This is a genomic window from Pseudomonas sp. PGPPP1 (assembly GCF_002255865.1).
GTDB lineage: Bacteria > Pseudomonadota > Gammaproteobacteria > Pseudomonadales > Pseudomonadaceae > Aquipseudomonas > Aquipseudomonas cremoris.
Genome location: NZ_NKIG01000014.1, coordinates 1 through 22,302, shown reverse-complemented (window position 1 = coordinate 22,302; position 22,302 = coordinate 1). Strand labels below are relative to the sequence as shown.

The following is a 22,302-nucleotide window of genomic DNA, read 5'->3' as shown; positions in this document are numbered from 1 at the left end:
CAAACGCTTTACGAACCGACGATGCGGTTATTGAACCCTTCCCCAGCCCTGATCATTGCCGCCTCAGCTGACAAAGGCGGCGTCCAGCCAAGCAGTTGCTTGGCTTTGGAAACGTCTATCTGCAGGGAACCGCACAATTGGGTATAAACCCCCTGCTTACCCAATAGCTTCGCAGACACTCTCAGCAACGATACTGGAAACGGGACCAAAGCCGCTTTTCGTCCCATACCCTTGGCTAAAAGCCTGATCATTTGTCCCGTCGAAAAATCAACACCATCTGAAGCCAAAAAGACCTGATTAGCCGCCGCAGGGTGATCTATGCAAAAGGCGATGAAATCAACCAGATTTTCCAAGGCAATCATGCTTCTGCTGTTATTAACTCGCCCAAAAGGTAAAGGGATGCCTGAATGGACTAGTTGGAGCAATCTGTGAAAGTTCCCAGGAGCATGAGCGGCATAGACTAAGGGAGGCCGAATGATCACAACATCCATCTCAGTAGCCTGCGCGAGTTGCAATAACCCTATTTCCGCCTCCTGCTTGGAAATTGCGTAATCAGCGTTGGGTGTAGGAACGGACAACTCAGAGAAAGGGAGATCGGTGGTATAAGCCCCATTCACGCCAATTGAACTGATGAAGATGAAACGTTTTACACCTTCGGCGGCGGCCTGTGTAGCCAAGTTTAGCGTCGCCCGCGTATTGGCCTCTCGGAAAAGTTCAAGCGCATTGGTCTCACGTATCAAGACATGAGCACGCCCTGCCATATGAACTACGCAGTCAACGCCCCCCAGCGCGAGGTGCCAATTCGTTTGCGCGCCGAATTCGCCAAGGTTGAAAACCTGACAATCACGTTCAATCCCCACGTGTTGAGAACGGGAGGCAATAGACACAGGATGATTCGCCTGCTTTTCCAAATGGGCCAAAAGCGCCGAACCAACAAAACCGGTCGCGCCGGTGAGCAAAACCTTATTCACATGCATCACTTAAAGAAGTAGCTGGCAACTTTGAAAGGAATTTTCAAAGCAACCATAAAAATATTGGTATAGATCCCGTTTTCCCTGCAGGCCCTGACGATTTCCATATTTTGGTGAACTTTCCACCAAAATCCCGTGGTGCTGATTCCACCCTGTCGCATCTTGACCATATTCACGTCATGCCTTGAGAGCTTGATGCCCCCGGTGATGAAGCGTGTCATTAGTTCGAAGTCAGCTGAAACGCGATAACCCAACTTATAGTATCCAAACTGGTCGAACAGGCTGCGACGAGCGTAAAAGGTCGGGTGCGGAAGCATGAATCCGAAACGAATTTTCCAGGCAGAGAATCCAGATGACGAGTACTTACGCGTCACAACATCAGTGTTATTTCGTTGGACGAACACCAAGTTTGCATAGGAAGCGTCGCAAGCAGGGTTAGCTCCCAAGAAATTGACCAATGCCTCAATGGTAGACGTGCTGGAGAAAACATCATCCGAATTCAGGATACCTACGTAGTCTCCCGTTGCTAGCTTGATCCCCTTGTTCATCGCGTCATAAATACCTTTGTCAGGCTCGCTGAGAACCGTCGATATACGCCCTTTGTATTCAGAAATAATGGCAAGCGTCGAGTCTTTGGATGCGCCGTCTATAACGATGTACTCAATATCCTGGTAGGTCTGGCAGAGTACCGACTCTATGGTGTCGCGAATGGTCGTGGCGCTGTTATAGCAAACGGTGACGATCGAAATTTTCACACTATCAACCTTTCACTCGACCATAGATATCTTCGAAACGCACAATGTCGTCCTCTCCCAGATAGGAACCTGATTGTACTTCGATCAATTCGAGTGGAATCATCCCTGGGTTTTCCAACGCATGAATTTGGCCAATCGGGATGTAAGTCGATTGGTTTTCAGTGACCAAATAGGTTTTTTCACCATTGGTAACCCGAGCCGTTCCACTCACGACAATCCAGTGTTCGGCACGATGGTGATGCATCTGCACCGAAAGCTTCTCACCAGGCTTAACGGTGATTCGCTTGACCTGGTATCGCTCCCCATTATCAATGGAGTCGTATACGCCCCACGGACGATATACCTCACGGTGATTTGCATGCTCTTGGCGCTTGAAACCCTTGAGTTGGTCGACGATTTTCTTGACGTCTTGCACCTGATCTTTATGGGCGACTAGTACAGCGTCTTTGGTCTCGACAATAATAAGGTCTGTAACACCAACGGTAGTCACCAAGCGATGTGTGGCATGAACATAGCTACCGGACGTATTTTCCGAAAGCACATCGCCCTTGAACAAATTTCCTTCCGAGTTTTTTTCACCCGCATCCCAGAGCGCCGACCAAGAGCCGATATCGCTCCATCCAGCATCCAGAGGCACCATAACCGCATCGGAGGTCTTCTCCATGACCGCATAGTCGATCGAATCATCAGGGCTGGTAATGAATATCGAACTGTCTACACGGGTGAAGTGCATATCCTTCTGGCCGCCAGCCAGCGCCTCCCGGCAAACAGAAACAATCTTCGGCTGAAACCGCTCAAGCTCTTGAAGATAGCGGCTGGCCCGGAACATGAACATGCCACTATTCCAAAAATAACCACCATCCGATAAATACTGTTCTGCCGTTTGAAGGTTAGGCTTTTCAACAAAGCGATTGACCTTGAAGCCACCCTCTCCTACCTGCGAACCCATTTGGAGATAACCGTAGCCCGTTTCAGGGTGTTTCGGCGTAATTGCGAATGTCACCAACTTACCCATCTCAGCTAGGACTTGGGCCTTGGCAATGCTCTGATGAAACGCATCCACATCCTGAATCAGGTGATCTGCTGCCAATACCAACAGGATGGGGTCTTCGTGCTCGGTCAGCGCTTGCAACGCTGCCAGCGCAATCGCGGGGGCGGTATTGCGTCCGACCGGCTCAAGAATAATATTGGCTTCTTCCAGCCCCAATTGACGAAGCTGTTCCGCAGCAAGAAAACGGTGACTTTCATTACAGATAAGACGAGGGACAGCATGCTCCAATCCGTCAAGACGCTTGATGGTGGCCTGCAACATGGTCAGGTTCCCATCCACCAACGGCAGGAACTGCTTGGGGTTCAACTGACGAGACAAAGGCCAAAGACGAGTGCCAGAGCCACCCGCCATGATTACCGGAAGAAACATTAAATCATCCTTTGATTCTTACTTGATCAGCGCAACGAAAATCCCCACAGGAGGGGTCATGCACGATGCAGTGACATCTACTATTGAGTGCGTGGAGCTCATCATACGCCTGCAGGTGGGGTACTGGCATTTCTAAAATCTCCCGGCACCACACCTTATTTGGCAAGCAAGAAGACGAGGAGTCAAGCGCCCCTGAGTGAGGCAGCCGTTTACTTGGAAGGCGGCAAAATGGACATCCAAATTGACAAGAAACGACGCTAGCTCTTTTAAGCACACGCCGTCCCAACACCGTCAGCCCCGAGTCTCCAGGCGGTTTGCGACAAACCACTGATAGGCGTTCCTCAGTCCATCTTCAAGCCCAATGTTCGCCTGCCACCCCATAGATCTGAGGCGAGATACATCCATCAGCTTGCGTGGCGTACCGTCCGGTTTAGTTGCATCAAAGGTCAAGACGCCCTTGAAACCCGTAACTTTGGCAATGGTTTCCGCCAGTTCACGAATCGTACAGTCAATACCTGTGCCCACATTGATATGAGAAAGCATCGGCTGAGTATTGGCGCGATAGAATTCACCCTCAAGCTCCATGACATGCACGCTGGCGGCGGCCATATCGTCAACATGCAAAAATTCTCGCATGGGCTTACCACTACCCCAAATCGCAACTTCTTCCACTGCGTTCTCAACTGCATCATGGAAACGGCGCAACAACGCGGGAATAACATGACTGTTATCAGGATGATAGTTATCGTGCGGACCATACAAATTAGTTGGCATCACGCTGCGATAGTCGCGACCATGTTGGCGATTGTAACTCTCACACAACTTGATCCCGGCAATCTTGGCTATCGCATAGGGCTCGTTGGTCGACTCGAGCGTTCCAGTCAGCAGCGCCTGCTCAGTCATTGGTTGCTCGGCAAGCTTCGGATAAATGCACGAAGAGCCCAAGAACAACAACTTCTGTACACCAGCACGATGCGCGGCTTCGATAACGTTCGCCTGAATCATCAGGTTGTCGTAAATGAAATCTGCGGGATAGGTGTTGTTGGCATGAATGCCCCCAACACGCGCAGCAGCCAAATAAAGCTGGTCGACCTTGTGCGTAGCGAAATACTCCCGCACTGCACTCTGGTCGAGCAGATCCACGTCCTCACGACTGAGCGTCAGAATATTATTATAGCCCAATGCAGACAGCCGTCGCACGATGGCCGAACCGACCATACCGCGATAACCAACCACCAACACCGCTTCGTTCATGTCACGAGCCACCGATCAGTTCTCCGTTGCTACAGGAACCTCATGCCCGTGCTGCTTGAGCAAGGCATGACGCTGCGCTACTTTCAAGTCTTCGCGCACCATCTCGGCACACATTTCCTGAACGGTAATTTCTGGCATCCAGCCCAGCTTGGTTTTAGCTTTGGTCGGATCACCCAACAAAGTTTCAACTTCGGCAGGGCGGAAGTAGCGCGGGTCAACACGAACCACTACATCACCAACATTCAGCGCCGGTGCCTTGTCACCGTCGATCGCTGTAACGATAGCAACTTCATCAACACCCGTACCTTCGAAACGCAACTCGACACCCAGTTCGGCAGCAGACCAACGCACGAATTCGCGCACGGAGTATTGGACACCCGTGGCAATCACGAAATCTTCAGGTTGGTCCTGTTGCAGCATCATCCACTGCATGCGTACGTAGTCTTTAGCGTGGCCCCAGTCACGCAGCGCATCCATGTTGCCCAGGAAAACGCACTTCTCAAGGCCTTGGGAGATATTTGCCAAAGCGCGAGTGATCTTTCGGGTCACGAATGTTTCGCCACGGCGCGGAGACTCATGATTGAACAAAATGCCGTTACACGCATACATGCCATAGGCTTCGCGGTAGTTAACCGTGATCCAGTAGGCGTACATTTTTGCTACCGCATAAGGGGAGCGTGGATAGAAAGGCGTGGTCTCTTTCTGGGGGGTTTCCTGTACCAGACCATAAAGTTCGGAGGTCGATGCCTGATAAAACTTGGTTTTCTTTTCAAGCCCCAGCAGACGGATGGCTTCCAGAATACGCAAGGTGCCCATGGCATCAACGTCAGCGGTGTATTCAGGCGATTCGAAGCTCACGGCAACGTGGGACTGTGCGCCAAGGTTATAGACCTCGTCCGGCTGCACTTCCTGAATGATGCGAGTGAGGTTGGAGGAGTCGGTCAAGTCGCCGTAGTGCAGGACGAACTTTTGATTATCAACATGCGGGTCTTGGTAGATGTGGTCCACGCGCTGAGTATTGAAGGACGAGGCTCGGCGCTTGATGCCATGGACTTCGTAACCTTTATCAAGCAGAAATTCTGCGAGATAGGATCCATCTTGCCCTGTGATTCCTGTGATAAGTGCTTTTTTCATAAACCCTCACTATAAAAAATCAAAAATTTCAATTTATATCTGATAAAGAAAGCACCGCTGCCGCGAGACTTTCGCTATGCTTACGATACGAGTACTTACTCATGATTCTTCGTCGACCTAACCTTGAAAGCCTAAGTCGAGTTTCTGGATTTTGCAGAAGCGTTAAAATTGCTTGAGCAATAGAGTTTGAAGAAACCGGATCAACAAATATAGCACAACGCCCAACAACCTCAGGAACCGCCCCATTTCTACTGGTAATCACGGGGCATCCAGCAGATAAGGACTCGGCAATGGCAATGCCAAAGCCCTCGTACAACGTAGGGGAAACATACATCGTCGAGGTCCTTAAAAGACTTATCTTTTCAGCTTCCGTAATATGGCCTTTAAAAGTAATATTTTTTTTACATGACTTTGTAGCTACAAACTCTTTGAACTCCTCGTACCCAGGCCCTGAACGCCCAACTAAAAGCAAGTTAGCTTCAACACCCTGCTGATAGAGAATTTCCAGTGCATCGACCACTTCGCGAATACATTTTCTTTCGATATTATTTTTTTCCATCCAGCTGATACATAACAACTGAGGAGTGCGACAATTAAAATCTAAGAACTCATCATCACGACCATCACAAGGAATATAGACATCGGTATCTATCCCGTGATAAACCAACCTGGGATTATTTACACGCAAATTATCAACCACTGCGTTGTACTCGCAAGCAGAAACGAATATGTTCATATGTGCAGTTCGCAGAGACAAGCCAATCAACATTCTGTAAAGCCAAGAACGCCTTACAAAATCAGTACCTGACATCAAAGGTGTCTCGTAATGAAAAGCCCCTGCAACTATACACTTGCTACCTTTTAATCGAGATACAATTATGGGGAGCAACGAATAAGTCCACCACCAAACATACAAAACATCATAACGACATAAAAAAATATCTCTCAACCGATTAGAAACATGGACATCGAAACCCATGTCTTTTAAAGCTCTAATATCTTGCTCATAAAATGACACATCAGAAAGAATTTTCTTATCAGCCACCTTAGCAAAAAAAAGAACTTTTTTCTTATTTAGCTTTGACATCTCTCAAACACCTTCTTAAAAAAAAAGCAATAATAACCACCGGAAACAACAGAAAATAATATCTAGCCAAAAGCAAAAATGCTGTTCCTGTAGCCTGAAAAAAAGTTGGCATATAGAAATACAAAGGCAGAAGAATAAACTTCCAACCAGCACTATATGTATTTAATCGGCAAGTCTTTACGATAGCATCAAGGGCCCCCATGACGAACGCAAAAGAAGACACGAAAAAACACACGACAACCTTGTCAACCAAATCAGATAGTAAGAAATAGTTTATTAAGGAGTCATTTGGGCCACCATTTTCCGGATATACGTAGATATTAGTCGATGCCAGCATTTGACCTACACCAGGACTAACACCATATATCCTACTGACAATAAAATCAAATATGTAATAAAGCACTGTATTAGGCAAACTTACGCTCTCATACATGCGCGCTTTAAGAATAATCATAGTCCCATCGAAAGATGCTACTAATCTTGCCAAAAAAGCCACAAGCGCATCATCAACGTTGCTAGACGCAGCTCCAAAAAAAAATACAACTGTAAGGAGCGATATAATTATCGACAACACAAAAATAAAAAATATGCTCTTTAAGCGGATAGGCTTCTGAAAAATCACTGAAATCACTACGACCGCAAGATTAATTATTACTCCTTTCTCACCAAATACAACACCTCCCAGCACAAGGAAACATCCAACAATCAAAAACAGCACATAATTTCGAGCCACTAACAACAGAAACAAAAGACTCAGCAACACACCATTTAAAAGCGATAAAACGTATGACAGCACTCCAGCCTCGCCCCCCCAGTTAATTTTATCTATTCGATAATTTTGAGTAAACTTCGAAAGCAAAAACCAAAAAAACACCGCGTACATTACAAGTACAAAAAGTGCCAAACGGTTATACAGCTTTGGCATAGAATCAGTGGTTAAAGTGCTACGTGCAAATTTCAATGACGGAGCGCGAACGCCGATAACCAATGAAACAAAGTAGAGCAGCACTAACACCAAAGCTTGGACAAACTGCTCCATTCCAGCGCCCATCATCAACAACGCTGCGCCATAAAAATAAATACTCGCGACGGCTATCGGCCCAAGAAATCTGCGCAATCCACAACCACACGCGGTGATAAATAATAAAAAACACAGCGATAAATAAAAATATTCCGGAGTCAATCGAATGAAATCTTCAATAATATCCATAATTTATCCGAAAAAAACAAAGATCAACATATTCAAGGACGAAAAAACCGCCTCAACAAATCAACACAACCAGTCGGCAAAATTAACTTAATCAATATTCTTAAAAATTGAAGAGGTGAAAGAACCACTATTTTTAGACGACTCAATCCTAACTCGCGCGCCACGCAGCCCAACGACTTTAAATTCTTCCAAGAAAAGTAATCAGATGCACCACCTGTTGAATATTCCGACAATAGGACATCAACAAAAACCGGATATTTAGCTGTGCAGAGCGTACGCGCCATAAATTCATAATCAGAGTGTAGTCCTAATTCCGGATAAAAACCCTGGAAAGCAACATCAGGAATTTTGAATATAAATCCTTGATGATGAAGTGGAAAGCTCAAAAAGTTATAATTATTTATATCCGCAGGCAAAAAACACTTATAAGCCGTTGCCACACCACTTTTTATATTTTTCTGCCGAACATTCGTTACTAACACATCTGCATTATTGCGTATAATAGAGTCAACAACAGGCTGAATATTCAGCAACTTATCATCAGCTCCAAGAACCAACACGTAGCTGCCAAGCTCGCAAAAAGAGATAGCCTTATTTAAAGCATCATATATGCCTTCATCACGCTCGCTTCTCCAGCACTTAATATGATCGCGATATTTCTCAAGCAACTCAAGAGTACCATCAGTCGATCCACCATCCATAATAATTAGATCTACACGCTCATAAGGGCACTCAGCAATACTTAACAGCAGCCGCTCAATAGTTTCTACCCCATTGAAAACAGCAACAACAACACTTATTAAAGGCAGCTTCTTATCCGATTCTTTTTTATAATTCATATCCACCTCAAACCAAGCATAAACATATCATACCACCAAATATTCAATCACCAACACCTAACCAAAAACCTTAATAGACTTTAATAACTTTCCAAAGGCCAGAACTACAGCGTGCTTGAGGAGCTGCACGACCTCTACGAAACTACCACAGCCTTCATTTTGAATAAGGTATTTTCTGGGAGAGCCCCAAGAACGACGTTTTATTATCTGCCTAATCCAACTAAGCGTTACATATTTCAACCAGTACTTCGGCGCATGAAACTTTAAAAAAAATGAAATAGCGGAGACATAACCTAATGTCACCTCATCATTAACATCCCTAATGCTAAAAGAATCCTCATGCGCCCTAAAAAAAACTAAAGGCTCACGTATGCAAGAAACATACAAGTAATTACTAGCGGTAATTAAAGAGATCAAAATATCTGGACCCGCTCCATTTTTTAAAAATTGCCGTGGCGTTGATGCTGGAATATCTAACATCAAATTCTGTTTCAAATCTTTTGTGCGTAGCATAATCGCACCAGGACTCAATGGCGCGAGATGATCTAATAAGCGAGCAACGTACTCATCAAATGTAATGAGTGAGTCACTACTATTCTGATATGAAATCGTACACAATTCAGTAGAACTTCCTATCTTTGCAGCAGAGAACACGAACGCCACATCATCATCCGTGCAAGCACTATACATTTTCTCAAGACAGTGATCTAAAAGCAGGTCGTCGCTAAATACTATTTTACTGTAGCGCCCCCTAGCTTCTTCGATACACCTCATCCAATTAAGTACAGGACCAATATTTTTATCATTTTGAAAAATTCTAATCCTTTTATCCGTGCGGGATAAATCCTGACAAATTGCCCAGGTATTATCCGTACTTCTATTATCCACTATCACAATTTCGAAGTCAGAAAACTCCTGCTTCAAAACGGAACCAATACATTCAACAATATATTTTTCGCGATTATACACGGGAACCAACACACTAACTTTAGGACATCCTTCTTTAAAATCACTCACCAGAATTTTCCTTAAGTGCAGAGCGAAAAACTTGTATGGGAAGAGCAACAGCTGAAAATAACAAACTAACTGTGGCCGCAACAACCACACCGCTGACTCCAAGCCCATACACTCTAACAAGGACGTACGCCAATGGAATATTAAACAACATCGCCAGCACAGCCGTTATTAGTTGAACGTTTGTTTTCCCAACACCATTTAGAATCATTGCATATATATTATTCCAAATAGATACCAATATAAAAATAGCAATCACCAAAATCAAATCAATTGAGACCGCTAAATCATCACCTATCCAAATCAAAATAATTTTTTTAGCAATCAGCACCATCACTATAACTGCAACAACAAAAACGGCAAACACCATTAACTGTTTAATGAGCATCTGTCTTATCCAGTGATTATCTTTACGATGAAAAGCATCCGAATAAGCGGGCCATAGCGGTGCAGAGATAAGAGCATGGGCAAAGGAAAACAGTGCAAAAATCTTCATTACGACTTCGTACTGTGTAACCATCTGAGGACCAAAAAACTGAGTTATCAATATTTTGTCCGTAGTAAACACCACCAACACGGCTATCTGTATAGTAAAAAATGTGAGGCCTACCGATAACAGCGGGTTAATATATTTACGCCTCCAAAAAAAAACCGGAATAAGGTCTTTATTATCCTTATAGAACCCTACACTTAAGAGGATACTAGAAAAAATCACTGCCACTCCATAAACTATTGCTAAAACCACAATAGATGGATCAAGCATCGCCCATACAAGGCATACAAAAAAAAGAGAGAATATATTTGAGTATAATTGTCCTAATGCAACTAAAGACGTTTTTTGAAAACCACCTAAAATCGCCCCTACCAAACCCATCCAGAAATTCAAAATAATACAACTTAACGAAATCTGGACAGTCAGCCTAATTTCATTTTCCGACACAGCAATCGTATTGAACACTCGATGCCATGGAATGTAATACGCACCAAAAAAAGAAAAAAGCCACAATACTATCGCAATCCCCCCAATGAGGGTGTAACCAGCGGATATATACTTTCTGGCCTCCACACGATTGTTATCTGCAAGTGCTTTCGATACGCAGTTTTTTAATCCGTTACCAACTCCAAGATCAAAGAGCACTAACCAGGTCATCACGCTTAAGATTGTTGACCAAACGCCGAACTTCTCCACCCCAAGATATCTAATCAATATGGGTATACTGATAAACGACGCAAGAACGGCACCAGCCTTAAACAAAACAGAAGCCTGAACCTGTTTAAAATAGTTTGTGGTTCTTCTTTTTGCAACCTCAGTAGTCATTCTTTATGACTCAACCAATCCAACATTCGTTTCACACCAACTTTTGAAGAAACCTTTGGCTCCCACTTCAGTATTTCTTTTGCTTTATCCAAACATGCAACAAATACACGCTGATCGCTTTCCCGAACAGGCAACTTTGCATAATTCAACTTAGTATCAGTGACTTCTTCCAAATGAGAAAACAACTCAAGGAGTGAAAAGCTATTCTCCATGCCACCGCCAACGTTGAATGCTTGACCTTTAGCAGTATCTATATTGTTTACGGCAGCCAAATATAGTTGCTTCATGTCGTCAGCATGCAGTACATCTCTAACTTGCTTCCCACTCCCTGAAATAGTGAATGAATCAGCGATAACTCTATTTCTTGCCTCAAGTGCCTTCTGACAAAACCATCCTACCCATCCCTGATCATAAGTGGCAAACTGACGGCCGCCATACATTGACGAATGACGGAAAACTACAGTTCTCAACCCAAATATGCGCGCGTAATCCAGCATATACTGATCCGCGGCTCCTTTGGAACAACCATAAGGAGAGTGAAAATCGAGTTGCGTGGTTTCGTCAAAGCCTCTCATTTTATCCGTACACTCATAACGAGTCGACGTCTCACGGTAAGCAAATTGCTCTAGATCTCCATATACCTTATTAGTAGAAGAGTACACAATCGTGGCGTCCGGCACATGCAAACGGACCGCTTCGAGAAGGTTATGAGTTCCCAGAACATTCACTTCAAAATCCATGCGAGGATTAGCAATAGAACTAGTCATTGCAACCTGGCCTGCTAAGTGAAAAATCACATCAGGTTTAAATAACTGTATGACTCGATTAACATCATTTTGATTTCGGATGTCGCCATGTTCAAACGTGAATTGCCCATAACTCTGCAGCCATACAAGGTTCTCCCTTGAGCCACTACGATATAAGCTATCAAAAATTACAACCTCATCTCCTCGCTGAATGGCGTCGAAGGCTAAGTTGCTACCAAGAAATCCACAGCCACCGGTAATGAGCAATTTCATATTACATAATCCTTATCAATGATTTTCTGCACGCCTACCTTCAATGATATTGTTGGCGTCCAACCAAGTGAGCGTAAACGACTGATATCGGCCACAAGCAACATCGCTTCGTTGGCTCGGCAAGGAACAGCGCCAAACTCGAGTAGAGTCTTAGAAGCAGTCATAGAATGAACTAACTCTACAAAGCTTTTTACAGATACGGCATCACCATAACCAACTTCAATTTCTTCGGCACAAGCAAAACTCGAAACATTTGAAAGAATCACATCATAAGCACTCACAACATCTTCAACGTAAATAAAATCTCTTTCTTGGATACCTGAGGTGAGCCGCAAGCGTTCCACATTATCAATGCAAGATCCAATTACATAAGTCGTAAACTTGCTTTTGTCATCACCTGGACCATACATATGTTGTAAGGCGACATTTATAAATTGGACACCTCTGTCGCCCCACCTCGCTTGAAGCGAACCTAAATTACTGAAGCTATTTTTAGTCATCGCATAACTACTGACAGAAGAGTCAAGAATAGTGCCTGTATTTAAAAACGTTACCTGCTTATCCAATCGACTTGCCCCCTCTAATAAAAGGAGCCCAAAACGAACATTAGCGTCGAAAATATGAATAAGATTCTCACCCGCTCGTCCATATGAGCATGCCGTATGGACTATGTAATCGGGTGCCACTTTTCCAATTGCAGAAAGGACTTCGTCGTCACCACTACACCTGTACAACTGGATATTGTTCATCAGGTCTACGATTCGAGCTGCCGCAGATTCCGGTCGAAGCAGAACAGAAACTTTATAACCGGCACGAACCCAATGATGAGCAAGTGCGCTTCCCAAGAATCCGCTGGCGCCTGTCAGCAATATATTCTTCATACTTAAAAGCTGATACCGAAAAACTCTTCCAGTTTCTCTCCAATGTACTCAAACTGCTCCGAGCCTAAGCCAGGATATATACCCAGCCAGAACGTCTGGTTCATCGTGCGATCCGTATTCGTCAGCTCGCCAACAACGCGATATTCAAGTCCCTGAAAGTAAGGCTGACGCGTCAGGTTGCCTGCGAACAGCAGTCGTGAACCAATGTTGTTCTGATCCAGGAACTTCAACAGATCAACGCGCTGAACGCCCGAACTCTCTTTCAGAGTTACAGGGAAACCAAACCACGATGGATCACTGTTTGGCGTTGGTTCGGCGATTTCCAAAAAATCAGACAAGCTGCTCAACCGCGACTTCAGCAACACATAGTTGCGCTTGCGGGTGTCAATGAACTCCTGGGCACGGTCCAGTTGCGCGAGGCCGCAGGCCGCTTGCATATCAGTGATCTTGAGGTTGTAGCCTAGATGAGCGTAAACATATTTGTGATCGTAGCCGGTCGGCAGGCTGCCAAACTGTTGACCGAAACGGTCTCCACAAGTGTTGTCGCAACCAGGCGCGCAATAGCAGTCCCGACCCCAGTCACGGAAGGACTCGGCGATCACTTTCAATTGAGGACTGTTAGTGAATACTGCGCCACCCTCGCCCATCGTGATGTGGTGAGCCGGATAAAAACTCAGCGTACAGATATCACCGAACGTACCGACCAACTTACCGTCATAAGTAGCACCCAGCGCGTCACAACAGTCTTCAATCAGCCACAGATTGTACTTTTCGCAGATTGCTTTGACAGCCCCCAAATCGAAAGGGTTGCCCAAGGTATGGGCTAGCATGATGGCTTTGGTCTTGGGTGTAATTGCGGCTTCGATCAGGTCGACATCAATGTTGTGCGTCTTCATATCAACATCGACAAACACCGGGATGGCGCCGAACTGCACAATGGGGTTAACAGTAGTCGGGAAACCAGCGGCTACGCCGATAACTTCGTCGCCCTTCTTGATTGCTCGCTCGCCCAGCTTGGGCGACGTAAGCGTGCTGAAGGCAACCAAATTCGCAGAAGAGCCCGAGTTGACTGACAGCGCAAATCTTACGCCAAGGAACTCAGCCAGTTTGCGCTCAAACTCTGCATTGAAACGACCCGTAGTCAGCCAACCGTCCAAGGACGCTTCAACCATCAATTGCAGCTCACGAGCACCAATAACTTTGCCCGAAGGTGGAATAACGCTTTCGCCGGCAACGAAAGGTTTGGGCGCCAGGGCGACTTGAGCGTACTGCTCAACGAGCTTACTGATTTCCTGGCGAAGCATATCGGGTGTCATAGCGTTTCCTGCTTGAAAAATATTAGTTACTTGCCACATGAAGACATAGCGGCCATATAGGCATTGATTTCTGCAACGCACAGAGCGCGTACATCATTTCCGTTGAGCCAAGCCCTATGCCAATTCACGATATAGGCCAACGTTGTCTCCAATGACCACGTGGGCGACCAATGCAGATATGCTCGAGCTTTTGACACATCGAGCTTTAAATAACGAGCTTCATGGGGCTGAGGATTCTGGTCCAGAGCCCAGCTCGCACCTTCACCCCAGGTGTTAACCATATGGTCTAGAATCCAGTCGACGGGGCGGGCATCTTCGTCCTTAGGTCCGAAGTTCCAGCCCTGTGCTACATCCTGGCCACGCTCCCACAAACTCTGAGCCAATACCAAATAGCCACCTAGTGGCTCAAGTACGTGCTGCCATGGCCGGGTTGCCTGAGGATTGCGGATAACTACCGGCTTCTGCTTTTCAAAGGCGGTGAGTATATCTGGAATCAGGCGATCTTCAGCCCAATCGCCACCACCAATTACATTCCCGGCACGGGCCGATGCAAGGGCGACAGTTTGGTCCTTGCCAAAAAAAGAATTGCGATAGGCCGAAGTGACCAACTCCATACAGCCTTTGCTGTTGCTGTACGGATCATGCCCGCCCATGGGTTCATCTTCTCGATAACCCCATTCCCACTCACGGTTTTCGTAACATTTATCTGTAGTCACGTTAACGATCGCGCGCAAGCTACTGCATTGGCGCGCCGCTTCGAGCACATGTACGGTGCCCATCACGTTGGTGGCATAGGTCTCGACCGGCTGTTTATAAGAAAGGCGGACCAATGGCTGTGCGGCCATATGGATGAGGATGTCGGGGTCATAATCAACCATGCTTCGTGTGATCGCGTGCAGGTCTCTGATGTCGCCGATGTGCGACTGCATGTGTTCACCGACACCTGCCTCATCAAAAAGAGCAGGCGTCGTGGGTGGCGCGAGGGCGTAGCCCTTCACATCGGCGCCCATACTTTGCAGCCATAGCGACAGCCAGCTCCCCTTGAAGCCGGTATGACCAGTCAAAAATACCTTTTTACCTTTCCAAAAGTCAGGTGTGACAGTGGCTTTCATTTTCACTCCCAAGTTTTCCAGGGCGCTTTACCCGACGTCCAGAGCTCTTCGAGGTGATGCTTGTCGCGCAGGGTATCCATCGGCTGCCAGAACCCCTGATGCTCAAAAGCCATTAGCCGATTCTCGGCAGCCAGATTCATCAAGGGCTCCTGTTCCCAAACACTGCCGTCGTCGGTGATGTAATCCAACACTTCCGGGTTCAAGACAAAAAAGCCACCGTTGATCATAGCGCCGTCGCCCTTTGGCTTTTCTTTAAAGTTCAGCACCTGTCCTTGGCGAATGTCCAAAGCGCCAAAGCGCCCTGGTGGATACGTCGCGGTGAGTGTCGCCGCCCTGCCGTGCTGCTTGTGGAACGCAATGGACGCACTGATGTCGATGTCGCCGACACCATCGCCATAAGTGAAGCAGAACGACTCCTCATCCTTCACATATTCGGCAACACGACGAAGGCGTCCGCCGGTCATGGAGTCGTCGCCAGTATCAATCAGGGTCACACTCCATGCTTCGGCACGCTTGTCATGCACTTGCATGGTGTTGTCACGCATGTTGAACGTCACGTCCGACATGTGAAGGAAATAGTTAGCGAAGTACTCTTTGATGACATAACCTTTGTAGCCACAGCAGATAATAAAATCGTTAATGCCGTGAGCAGAATACATCTTCATGATGTGCCACAAAATTGGTTTGCCACCAATCTCGACCATCGGTTTAGGCCGGGTGCTTGTTTCCTCACTCAAACGCGTGCCTAGACCGCCAGCCAAAATCACAGCTTTCATCTTTTATCCTTAATTAATTCGAGCTCACAAAAGCATCGGAATAGAAATTTTTGTGTGGCAGGCCAGACTTCACGAGTTTTTCCTTGGCCGAGTGAATCATATACTCGGAACCACAGGCGTAAACCACAGCGTCAACCAAATCGACGCCATCTTGCACAAGCACATCCTGCACATAACCCGTACGCCCTTCCCAACTGCTGTCGGGGCGCGACAACACCGGCACAAAGGAGATTGGTAGCGACCCGAGCTCAGGCACCCAGTATATATCCTGAGCATGGCGACCGCCCCAATAGACCCAAACCCTTTTCCCTGTCACCAACGCAGGATTGGCACTCAACTGTTCTAAAATCGCTTTTACTGGAGCAAGCCCCGTGCCAGTCGCCAAGAAGACTAGGTTGGTAGGCGAGGTGTTACGCAACGCGAAAGTGCCTTGGGGGCCCTCCAGCCGCAACAAATCGTTACCGGCAAGCCCTTCGAACCAATATTGACTCATTACACCACCTTCAACTTGGCGAATCTGAAACTCTAGCTTTCCATCCTGACGAGGGGCATTGGCGATGGAATAGCTCCTTCTCACACCGCTCTTGGCGATGATGTCTACATACTGGCCAGGAAGATAATTCAGCGGGTCTTTAGGCGGTAATCTTAAGACAACCTCCATCACATCGTCAGCCAAGCGCCTGAATGAATCCACTCGACACGGCAGTGTTTTAATCCTAATTTCAGCAAAATGACCGAGGTCCTCAATATCTAGGCGTACATCGGTCAACGCTGTGCGGCAACACGTTAAGATAAACCCTGACGCTATCTCCTCGGTGGATAACGCGGACTCATCATGATGAATCACCCCGGTCTCGCCGACCACGCTAGCCTTGCATACGCCGCAACGCCCGGAACGGCAGCTGTACTCCAGGACTACACCGTGCTTTTTTGCGCTATCCAAGAGCGTTACGCCCGTCTCGCAAAAAAATTTTTTCCCGTTAGACAAAGTTACAATTGACATGATATTCGCTATTCATTTTTTACTGGCAAATTAATGGTCATATATTAACAAACAAGTCAATACGCACGTTCCGATATTAAACGCTGCCGCCATTCAGCCAGGCAGTTCGTGATTATGACTTAGCGACATGAGCACCGCATTTCTGTACCTGTGTCGAACAGCCGCACCTTGATCTGTAATCGCGAATTTTTACTATGGAAAAAATTGCCAATCATACGGCCATCGACAGCCTTCAGCCAGCAATCATCAATAACCCCAAACGACCCTAGGTTCCGTGCGGAAGGTGACGTCGAAACATCGTATGGCGCAGGCCAGCGAGAACATCGCCGTATGACTTCTCGCGGGTTTATCAAAGCGCGTAACGACGCCGGGTCTCTCAGCCAGCCAAATATATGCCAGATGATATGCGCCGCTGGCACCAGGGCGGTTGAACAATCCCGGAAATCCCGCTCTGATATTGCGCTTCATGCTACGCAGAGGAAATAACTGGATGGATCCGATACCGGGCAGAGGAGCGACGCAACGCTTCAGCGTCGCAAATTTTGTCCAAGCAACCGTCGACAAGGTTTGCGGGAGCGAGCGTGCTTACCGGGCGTCTCATCTTCATCAAATACCCGCCAGGCTTGAGCGGTGTCCTAGAGCTGTTCGCCCGCCAATAGAAACTTCAGCGAGGCACTATCGGAATCGCACAGCATATGGATATTGGTGCTCAGGCCGCCCTAACCTTTTCACAGGAGTATGATCTTGCAGCTCTTCGGCCTTTTTTTCCTAACACTACGAGTAGTCTCGGGCGCTCGCACGGCGGCAGAATCAATCATCCACCTATCCAATCATTGCCGAGCCTGACGTGAAGCCGCTTGAGCATCGGCTCAAACATTTCGCGATTACGCCAATCACAAATTAGCGCTGATAACTGGCTATCAAGAGACGAAACGCTTGCGCAGAGGCTCCAAGCGGCCACAGATCAACGTAGCCAACGGGACGTCTTGAGCATCAACCGGACATAAGTTTGTGACCACCGACTGCGGCGGACTCACGAGAAATATCTGCAAGCAAATCCAAGGCTGCGCCGACGAGCTCTTACCATTCGGCCATCGTAGGCTTCTACCCTTAACGGATACGGACGCTAAAGTCCCGACGTACTCGAAATTCAAGCTGTTTTCGGTCTGCCGCGCACGAAGTCTAGAAAAATACAGACAGGCAACTACCGAAGGATAATAGGTTATCATCAAACATTGAACCAGTAGGAACGGACTACATCCCATGCAGCCTAAGGCTCCAGACGCAAAAGACAATTTCAAGAAAAAATCTGCATACAGACCTGACATAGACGGCCTCAGGGCCCTTGCAATATTGTCCGTTGTTATATATCACTCCTTTCCGGGCGCACTCCCCGGTGGATTTTCGGGAGTTGATATTTTCTTCGTGATTTCTGGATATTTAATATTCAGCATCATATTAAAAGGCCTACAAACTGAATCATTCAGCTTCACGATTTTTTACGCACACAGAATAAAAAGAATATTCCCAGCACTTTTAATTGTTGTCCTATCGACTTATCTTTTCGGCTGGGCAACATTACTACCCGATGAGTTCAAATTACTTGGTAAGCATGTTTTTGCAGGAATGGGTTTTTACGAAAACTTTTTACTGAGAAGTGAATCGGGTTATTTTGACGTTTCTTCAGAAGCCAAACCCCTCATGCACCTTTGGTCCCTTGCAATAGAGGAGCAGTTTTACCTACTGTTTCCGCTTATTGCTTGGATTGGTTGGCGCATGAAGATAAATTTGCTTCTAATTATATTAGTTTTAACAACAATATCATTCATCCTCAACATAACAGGCATAGAAAAAAACATTATAAAAACATTTTTCATGCCCCAAACGAGAATCTGGGAACTACTGTCCGGGGCTATATTAGCCTATTTCGTCATTCAAAAAAACAACGAAAATTATTACTCACCCAACAGCACACCTACTACATCGAATTTAACCGCCGACCTAAACCCGCACATCGGCAGACTAAAAAACATATCAGCAATCATTGGTATCTTTTTACTTCTCTTTAACGTCACCCTACTTAAAACAACATATCTATTTCCTGGATGGTGGGCTTTGATATCGGTACTGGGTACCGTTCTAATTATACTCGCCGGACCGACCGCCTGGATCAATCACACCCTGCTATCCAATAGGCTTATGGTATTTATAGGAGCCATTAGCTACCCCCTATATCTGTGGCACTGGCCTATCTTAACCTTTGCCAGAGTTTTGCAACCACAACCCCCCTCTATCCTTTCGAACACTATTTGCCTCATTATCAGCCTTTTGCTTTCTTGGCTTACCTATCAGCTCTTGGAGAAACCAATCCGATTTGGCTCCTCAACACGGATTAAAACCGCAAGCCTCTGCATCATCGCCGCACTTATAGGCGCGGCAGGATACACCACCTACAAAAAAGATGGGATCGACTCTCGATTAATCGTCGATAAAAACCCGCTGATCAAACCAACACCTATTGCTCAGAGCTTTGAGTTTCGTGGATGCGGGCTAGATGATGAGGACACAAAGGAGTTTTCATTTTGCTCGACGGACTTACGTGGAGATGCAAAATTTGCGTTAATCGGTGATAGCAAAGCTGCAGCGCTACTTCCTGGTATTTTTAGTTACGAGAAACCTAACGGCTATTGGAAAGTAATCGGAGGCAACGGACGCCTGGGGCCGACGGTTCCGGTCATCAGTAAAGCGGTTATTTATCAGCCCTATCAAACTTTGGCACATTTGACGCTGAAAGCCATCACAAACGACCCCAAGATTGAGGTCGTCGCTATTGCCACATCAACACGAGCTCTTTTCCAACTCGACAACGACTACTCAATTGAAAAATTGCCAGCGAGTAAAAATAAAAAACTTGCCTTGGAAGGACTTGATGCTATGGTTTCAGAGATAATCAAAACTGGAAAAAAAGTCGTCCTAGTCATTGACAACCCAACATTACCCGACCCAAAAAAATGCGTACCTAGGGCGACCTCACTGCACGCTCTGGATGTTATATTGGGACTCGACAAACAAGCGGCATGCTCAATCGCCTATGACAAACAGATGGAACTGTCGAAAGCTTACAGAGATATGCTTTACAATATCGCAAGTCGACATATTGGCTCAGTGCGAGTATTCGACACTCTCGATATATTGTGCGACACCACTACACGTATTTGCGGATCCGTTGCTGACGGAAGATTAATTTACGGCTTTACTGATCACATCTCTGTTTATTCAAGTATAAAAATTGCAAAACAACTAATCCCCTTTATCGAACAATTTTCAACAGAAACATTGGTCTCGAAAACAAAGCTATAGCTTGTCTGCTTCCTCCCACCTTGATGGCGGGAGGAAGCGTAAAAATCAAAAAGGTCAAGATGCGAGCTATATTAGAGCTGATATATTATTATCGGCTACAGCCTAGATCTAATTTAACTTTTTAACCACTCTAACTAAAAGCATATTAAAACACTAACAATCAGCATCCGCTTAGACGACACGGCGAATACGTCGCACCAGCAGTTCAACTAACGGACCTACCAGCATGCCTACAATAAGAGCCAGAATTATAAATACTGACACAGGCAGTTGCGCTGTGCCTAGCCATAGAAACGAAAGACTGATCTTCTGCTGATTTTCTAAGACAAAAGCCGAAACAACTAGAAAAACAACGAGAACCATCAAAACCAGCAAAAGTCGCATCGCCTTATACATAATGCCCTCATTCTAAAAACCGCTCAGATACCCTCTTCCTCATCCTCATTCACCCGATCCCGCAACTCCTTCCCCGGCTTGAAATGAGGCACAAACTTCCCATCCAGACTCACCGACTGCCCAGTCTTGGGATTTCGCCCAACCCTTGGCGCACGATAGTGCAGCGAAAAACTGCCAAACCCACGGATCTCAATCCGGTCGCCAGTCGCCAGGCACTGGGACATTTGTTCAAGCATGGTCTTGATAGCCAGCTCCACATCCTTGGATGAGAGCAGCCCTTGATGGGTGACAATTCGTTCGATCAACTCCGACTTCGTCATATTTTTCCCTTCTTTTTCAAGCAGCTAGGAAAAGCGCTTCGAAGGTTTTAGCATGACTTGATGAATTTGAACAGCCCACGGCTCAACTTATCTACCGGTTAGATGCATACGCCTGACAGGCGCCTCAAACCCTCAATTACACATGACAAGCATGGTGCGAGTTACAGCGCCGGCAGGGTTCCAGCCGAAGAGGTAGTCGCCCTCTTCGTCCTTGGCGTCGCTGGATCGGGTGATCACCTTGTAGCCTTGCATCTTGCATTCACGGGCGGCGCGGCTTTCGCACTTGTCCCAGTTATTGCCCAAGCCCGAGCAGTCGATCTCGATGCCGCTCACGCCGCGCTTGGCGTGGGTCTTGGCGCTGGTGGCGGCGCAGCCTGCAAGCATTACCACGGCGATTACTACGATAAGCCTGTTCATTCAGATCCTTATTGAAGCCATAACACGAGCACTTGTTTTGTGAAGACTATAGTCAGTTCTGACACTGAGCTGCACGCCTTGGTTCTCGGTTGTTGATTCAAGGAATTGCGAGCACAAAAAAGGGCGACCGAAGTCGCCCTTTTTCTATGGTCTGACAGAACTTAGTTCTGCTTTTCCATTTGTGCACGCAGCAGGTCGCCCAGAGTGGTAGGACCAGCAGCAATTTCAGAGGTAGCTGGCTTGTCGCGCAGGCTCTGGATTGCTTCTTTCTCTTCAGCATCGTCTTTCGACTTGATGGAGAGCTGGATTACGCGGCTCTTGCGGTCAACGCTGATGATCTTGGCTTCTACTTCCTGGCCTTCTTTCAGAACGTTGCGCGCGTCTTCAACGCGGTCACGGCTGATTTCGGAGGCTTTCAGAGTCGCTTCGATATCGTCGGCCAGAGTGATGATGGCGCCTTTAGCGTCAACTTCTTTCACGATGCCCTTAACGATTGCGCCTTTGTCGTTGTCCTGAACGTATTCAGAGAACGGGTCGCTTTCCAGTTGCTTGATACCCAGGGAGATACGCTCGCGCTCTGGGTCAACCGACAGGATAACGGTGTCCAGCTCGTCGCCCTTCTTGAAACGACGAACAGCTTCTTCGCCAACTTCGTTCCAGGAGATGTCGGACAGGTGAACCAGGCCGTCGATGCCGCCGT

21 protein-coding genes are annotated in these 22,302 nt (G+C 46.7%); 1 reads left to right on the top strand and 20 read right to left on the bottom strand.

The features are described 5' to 3' along the window. Positions 1 to 8: 8 nt before the first annotated feature. The 16 genes from CFE47_RS16485 to CFE47_RS16410 all read right to left on the bottom strand — a co-directional run bounded on the left by CFE47_RS16485 (position 9) and on the right by CFE47_RS16410 (position 17,109). Positions 9 to 971 (bottom strand): NAD-dependent epimerase/dehydratase family protein, encoded by a 963-nt coding sequence (locus tag CFE47_RS16485; RefSeq protein ID WP_286838554.1) that lies wholly within the window; start codon positions 969 to 971, stop codon positions 9 to 11. Positions 972 to 976: 5 nt separating this feature from the next. Further along, positions 977 to 1,726 carry a glycosyltransferase family 2 protein gene (locus tag CFE47_RS16480; RefSeq protein ID WP_286838552.1) on the bottom strand — a complete coding sequence of 250 codons (750 nt, stop codon included), beginning with the start codon at positions 1,724 to 1,726 and terminating at the stop codon, positions 977 to 979. A gap of 4 nt (positions 1,727 to 1,730) precedes the next feature. After that, positions 1,731 to 3,146, bottom strand: a complete 1,416-nt coding sequence (locus CFE47_RS16475) for a mannose-1-phosphate guanylyltransferase/mannose-6-phosphate isomerase (protein ID WP_286838550.1) — start codon at positions 3,144 to 3,146, stop codon at positions 1,731 to 1,733. 291 nt (positions 3,147 to 3,437) lie between these two features. Further along, positions 3,438 to 4,412, bottom strand: a complete 975-nt coding sequence (fcl, locus tag CFE47_RS16470; RefSeq protein WP_286838548.1) for a GDP-L-fucose synthase — start codon at positions 4,410 to 4,412, stop codon at positions 3,438 to 3,440. A gap of 3 nt (positions 4,413 to 4,415) precedes the next feature. After that, on the bottom strand, positions 4,416 to 5,534 hold the full coding sequence (gene gmd / locus CFE47_RS16465; RefSeq protein WP_286838546.1) for a GDP-mannose 4,6-dehydratase: 1,119 nt from the start codon (positions 5,532 to 5,534) through the stop codon (positions 4,416 to 4,418). Positions 5,535 to 5,562: 28 nt separating this feature from the next. Next, positions 5,563 to 6,621 (bottom strand): glycosyltransferase family 4 protein, encoded by a 1,059-nt coding sequence (locus tag CFE47_RS16460; protein WP_286838544.1) that lies wholly within the window; start codon positions 6,619 to 6,621, stop codon positions 5,563 to 5,565. Continuing rightward, positions 6,605 to 7,831: a hypothetical protein gene (locus CFE47_RS16455; RefSeq protein WP_286838542.1), complete on the bottom strand. Its 1,227-nt coding sequence runs from the start codon at positions 7,829 to 7,831 to the stop codon at positions 6,605 to 6,607. Before CFE47_RS16455 ends, CFE47_RS16460 begins: the two co-directional genes overlap by 17 nt. A 32-nt stretch (positions 7,832 to 7,863) precedes the next feature. Continuing rightward, complete coding sequence (locus CFE47_RS16450; protein ID WP_286838540.1) at positions 7,864 to 8,670, bottom strand: glycosyltransferase; 807 nt, start codon at positions 8,668 to 8,670, stop codon at positions 7,864 to 7,866. Positions 8,671 to 8,727: 57 nt separating this feature from the next. Beyond that, complete coding sequence (locus CFE47_RS16445) at positions 8,728 to 9,687, bottom strand: glycosyltransferase family 2 protein (RefSeq protein WP_286838538.1); 960 nt, start codon at positions 9,685 to 9,687, stop codon at positions 8,728 to 8,730. Continuing rightward, the gene (locus CFE47_RS16440) at positions 9,680 to 11,002 is read right to left on the bottom strand and encodes an oligosaccharide flippase family protein (RefSeq protein ID WP_286838536.1); all 1,323 of its coding nucleotides are present in this window, start codon (positions 11,000 to 11,002) and stop codon (positions 9,680 to 9,682) included. The genes CFE47_RS16445 and CFE47_RS16440 overlap by 8 nt, the downstream gene beginning before the upstream one ends. Beyond that, positions 10,999 to 12,021, bottom strand: a complete 1,023-nt coding sequence (locus CFE47_RS16435; protein WP_286838534.1) for a GDP-mannose 4,6-dehydratase — start codon at positions 12,019 to 12,021, stop codon at positions 10,999 to 11,001. Before CFE47_RS16435 ends, CFE47_RS16440 begins: the two co-directional genes overlap by 4 nt. After that, positions 12,018 to 12,902: an NAD-dependent epimerase/dehydratase family protein gene (locus CFE47_RS16430; protein ID WP_286838532.1), complete on the bottom strand. Its 885-nt coding sequence runs from the start codon at positions 12,900 to 12,902 to the stop codon at positions 12,018 to 12,020. The genes CFE47_RS16435 and CFE47_RS16430 overlap by 4 nt, the downstream gene beginning before the upstream one ends. 2 nt (positions 12,903 to 12,904) lie before the next feature. Continuing rightward, a complete protein-coding gene (rfbH, locus tag CFE47_RS16425; protein ID WP_286838530.1) occupies positions 12,905 to 14,218 on the bottom strand; it encodes a lipopolysaccharide biosynthesis protein RfbH in 1,314 nt (437 codons plus the stop codon). A gap of 26 nt (positions 14,219 to 14,244) precedes the next feature. Next, the gene (gene rfbG, locus CFE47_RS16420; protein ID WP_286838528.1) at positions 14,245 to 15,330 is read right to left on the bottom strand and encodes a CDP-glucose 4,6-dehydratase; all 1,086 of its coding nucleotides are present in this window, start codon (positions 15,328 to 15,330) and stop codon (positions 14,245 to 14,247) included. A gap of 2 nt (positions 15,331 to 15,332) precedes the next feature. Further along, positions 15,333 to 16,106, bottom strand: a complete 774-nt coding sequence (gene rfbF, locus CFE47_RS16415; protein ID WP_286838526.1) for a glucose-1-phosphate cytidylyltransferase — start codon at positions 16,104 to 16,106, stop codon at positions 15,333 to 15,335. A 13-nt stretch (positions 16,107 to 16,119) separates the two neighbouring features. Then, a complete protein-coding gene (locus tag CFE47_RS16410; protein ID WP_286838524.1) occupies positions 16,120 to 17,109 on the bottom strand; it encodes an FAD-binding oxidoreductase in 990 nt (329 codons plus the stop codon). Positions 17,110 to 18,372: 1,263 nt separating this feature from the next. On the opposite strand from CFE47_RS16410, the gene CFE47_RS16405 reads away from it, so the two are divergent. Continuing rightward, the gene (locus CFE47_RS16405) at positions 18,373 to 20,469 is read left to right on the top strand and encodes an acyltransferase family protein (RefSeq protein ID WP_286838522.1); all 2,097 of its coding nucleotides are present in this window, start codon (positions 18,373 to 18,375) and stop codon (positions 20,467 to 20,469) included. Positions 20,470 to 20,640: 171 nt separating this feature from the next. Here the strand turns inward: CFE47_RS16405 and CFE47_RS16400 are convergent, their stop codons facing one another. From CFE47_RS16400 to CFE47_RS16385, 4 genes are all read right to left on the bottom strand, one after another. Beyond that, the gene (locus tag CFE47_RS16400; protein ID WP_286838518.1) at positions 20,641 to 20,865 is read right to left on the bottom strand and encodes a lipopolysaccharide assembly protein LapA domain-containing protein; all 225 of its coding nucleotides are present in this window, start codon (positions 20,863 to 20,865) and stop codon (positions 20,641 to 20,643) included. A gap of 23 nt (positions 20,866 to 20,888) precedes the next feature. Beyond that, positions 20,889 to 21,185: an integration host factor subunit beta gene (ihfB, locus tag CFE47_RS16395; protein WP_065886416.1), complete on the bottom strand. Its 297-nt coding sequence runs from the start codon at positions 21,183 to 21,185 to the stop codon at positions 20,889 to 20,891. 132 nt (positions 21,186 to 21,317) lie between these two features. Continuing rightward, positions 21,318 to 21,602, bottom strand: a complete 285-nt coding sequence (locus tag CFE47_RS16390) for a hypothetical protein (protein ID WP_185708723.1) — start codon at positions 21,600 to 21,602, stop codon at positions 21,318 to 21,320. A 161-nt stretch (positions 21,603 to 21,763) separates the two neighbouring features. Then, a partial coding sequence (locus CFE47_RS16385) for a S1 RNA-binding domain-containing protein (RefSeq protein WP_286838513.1) occupies positions 21,764 to 22,302 on the bottom strand: 539 nt, incomplete at its 5' end.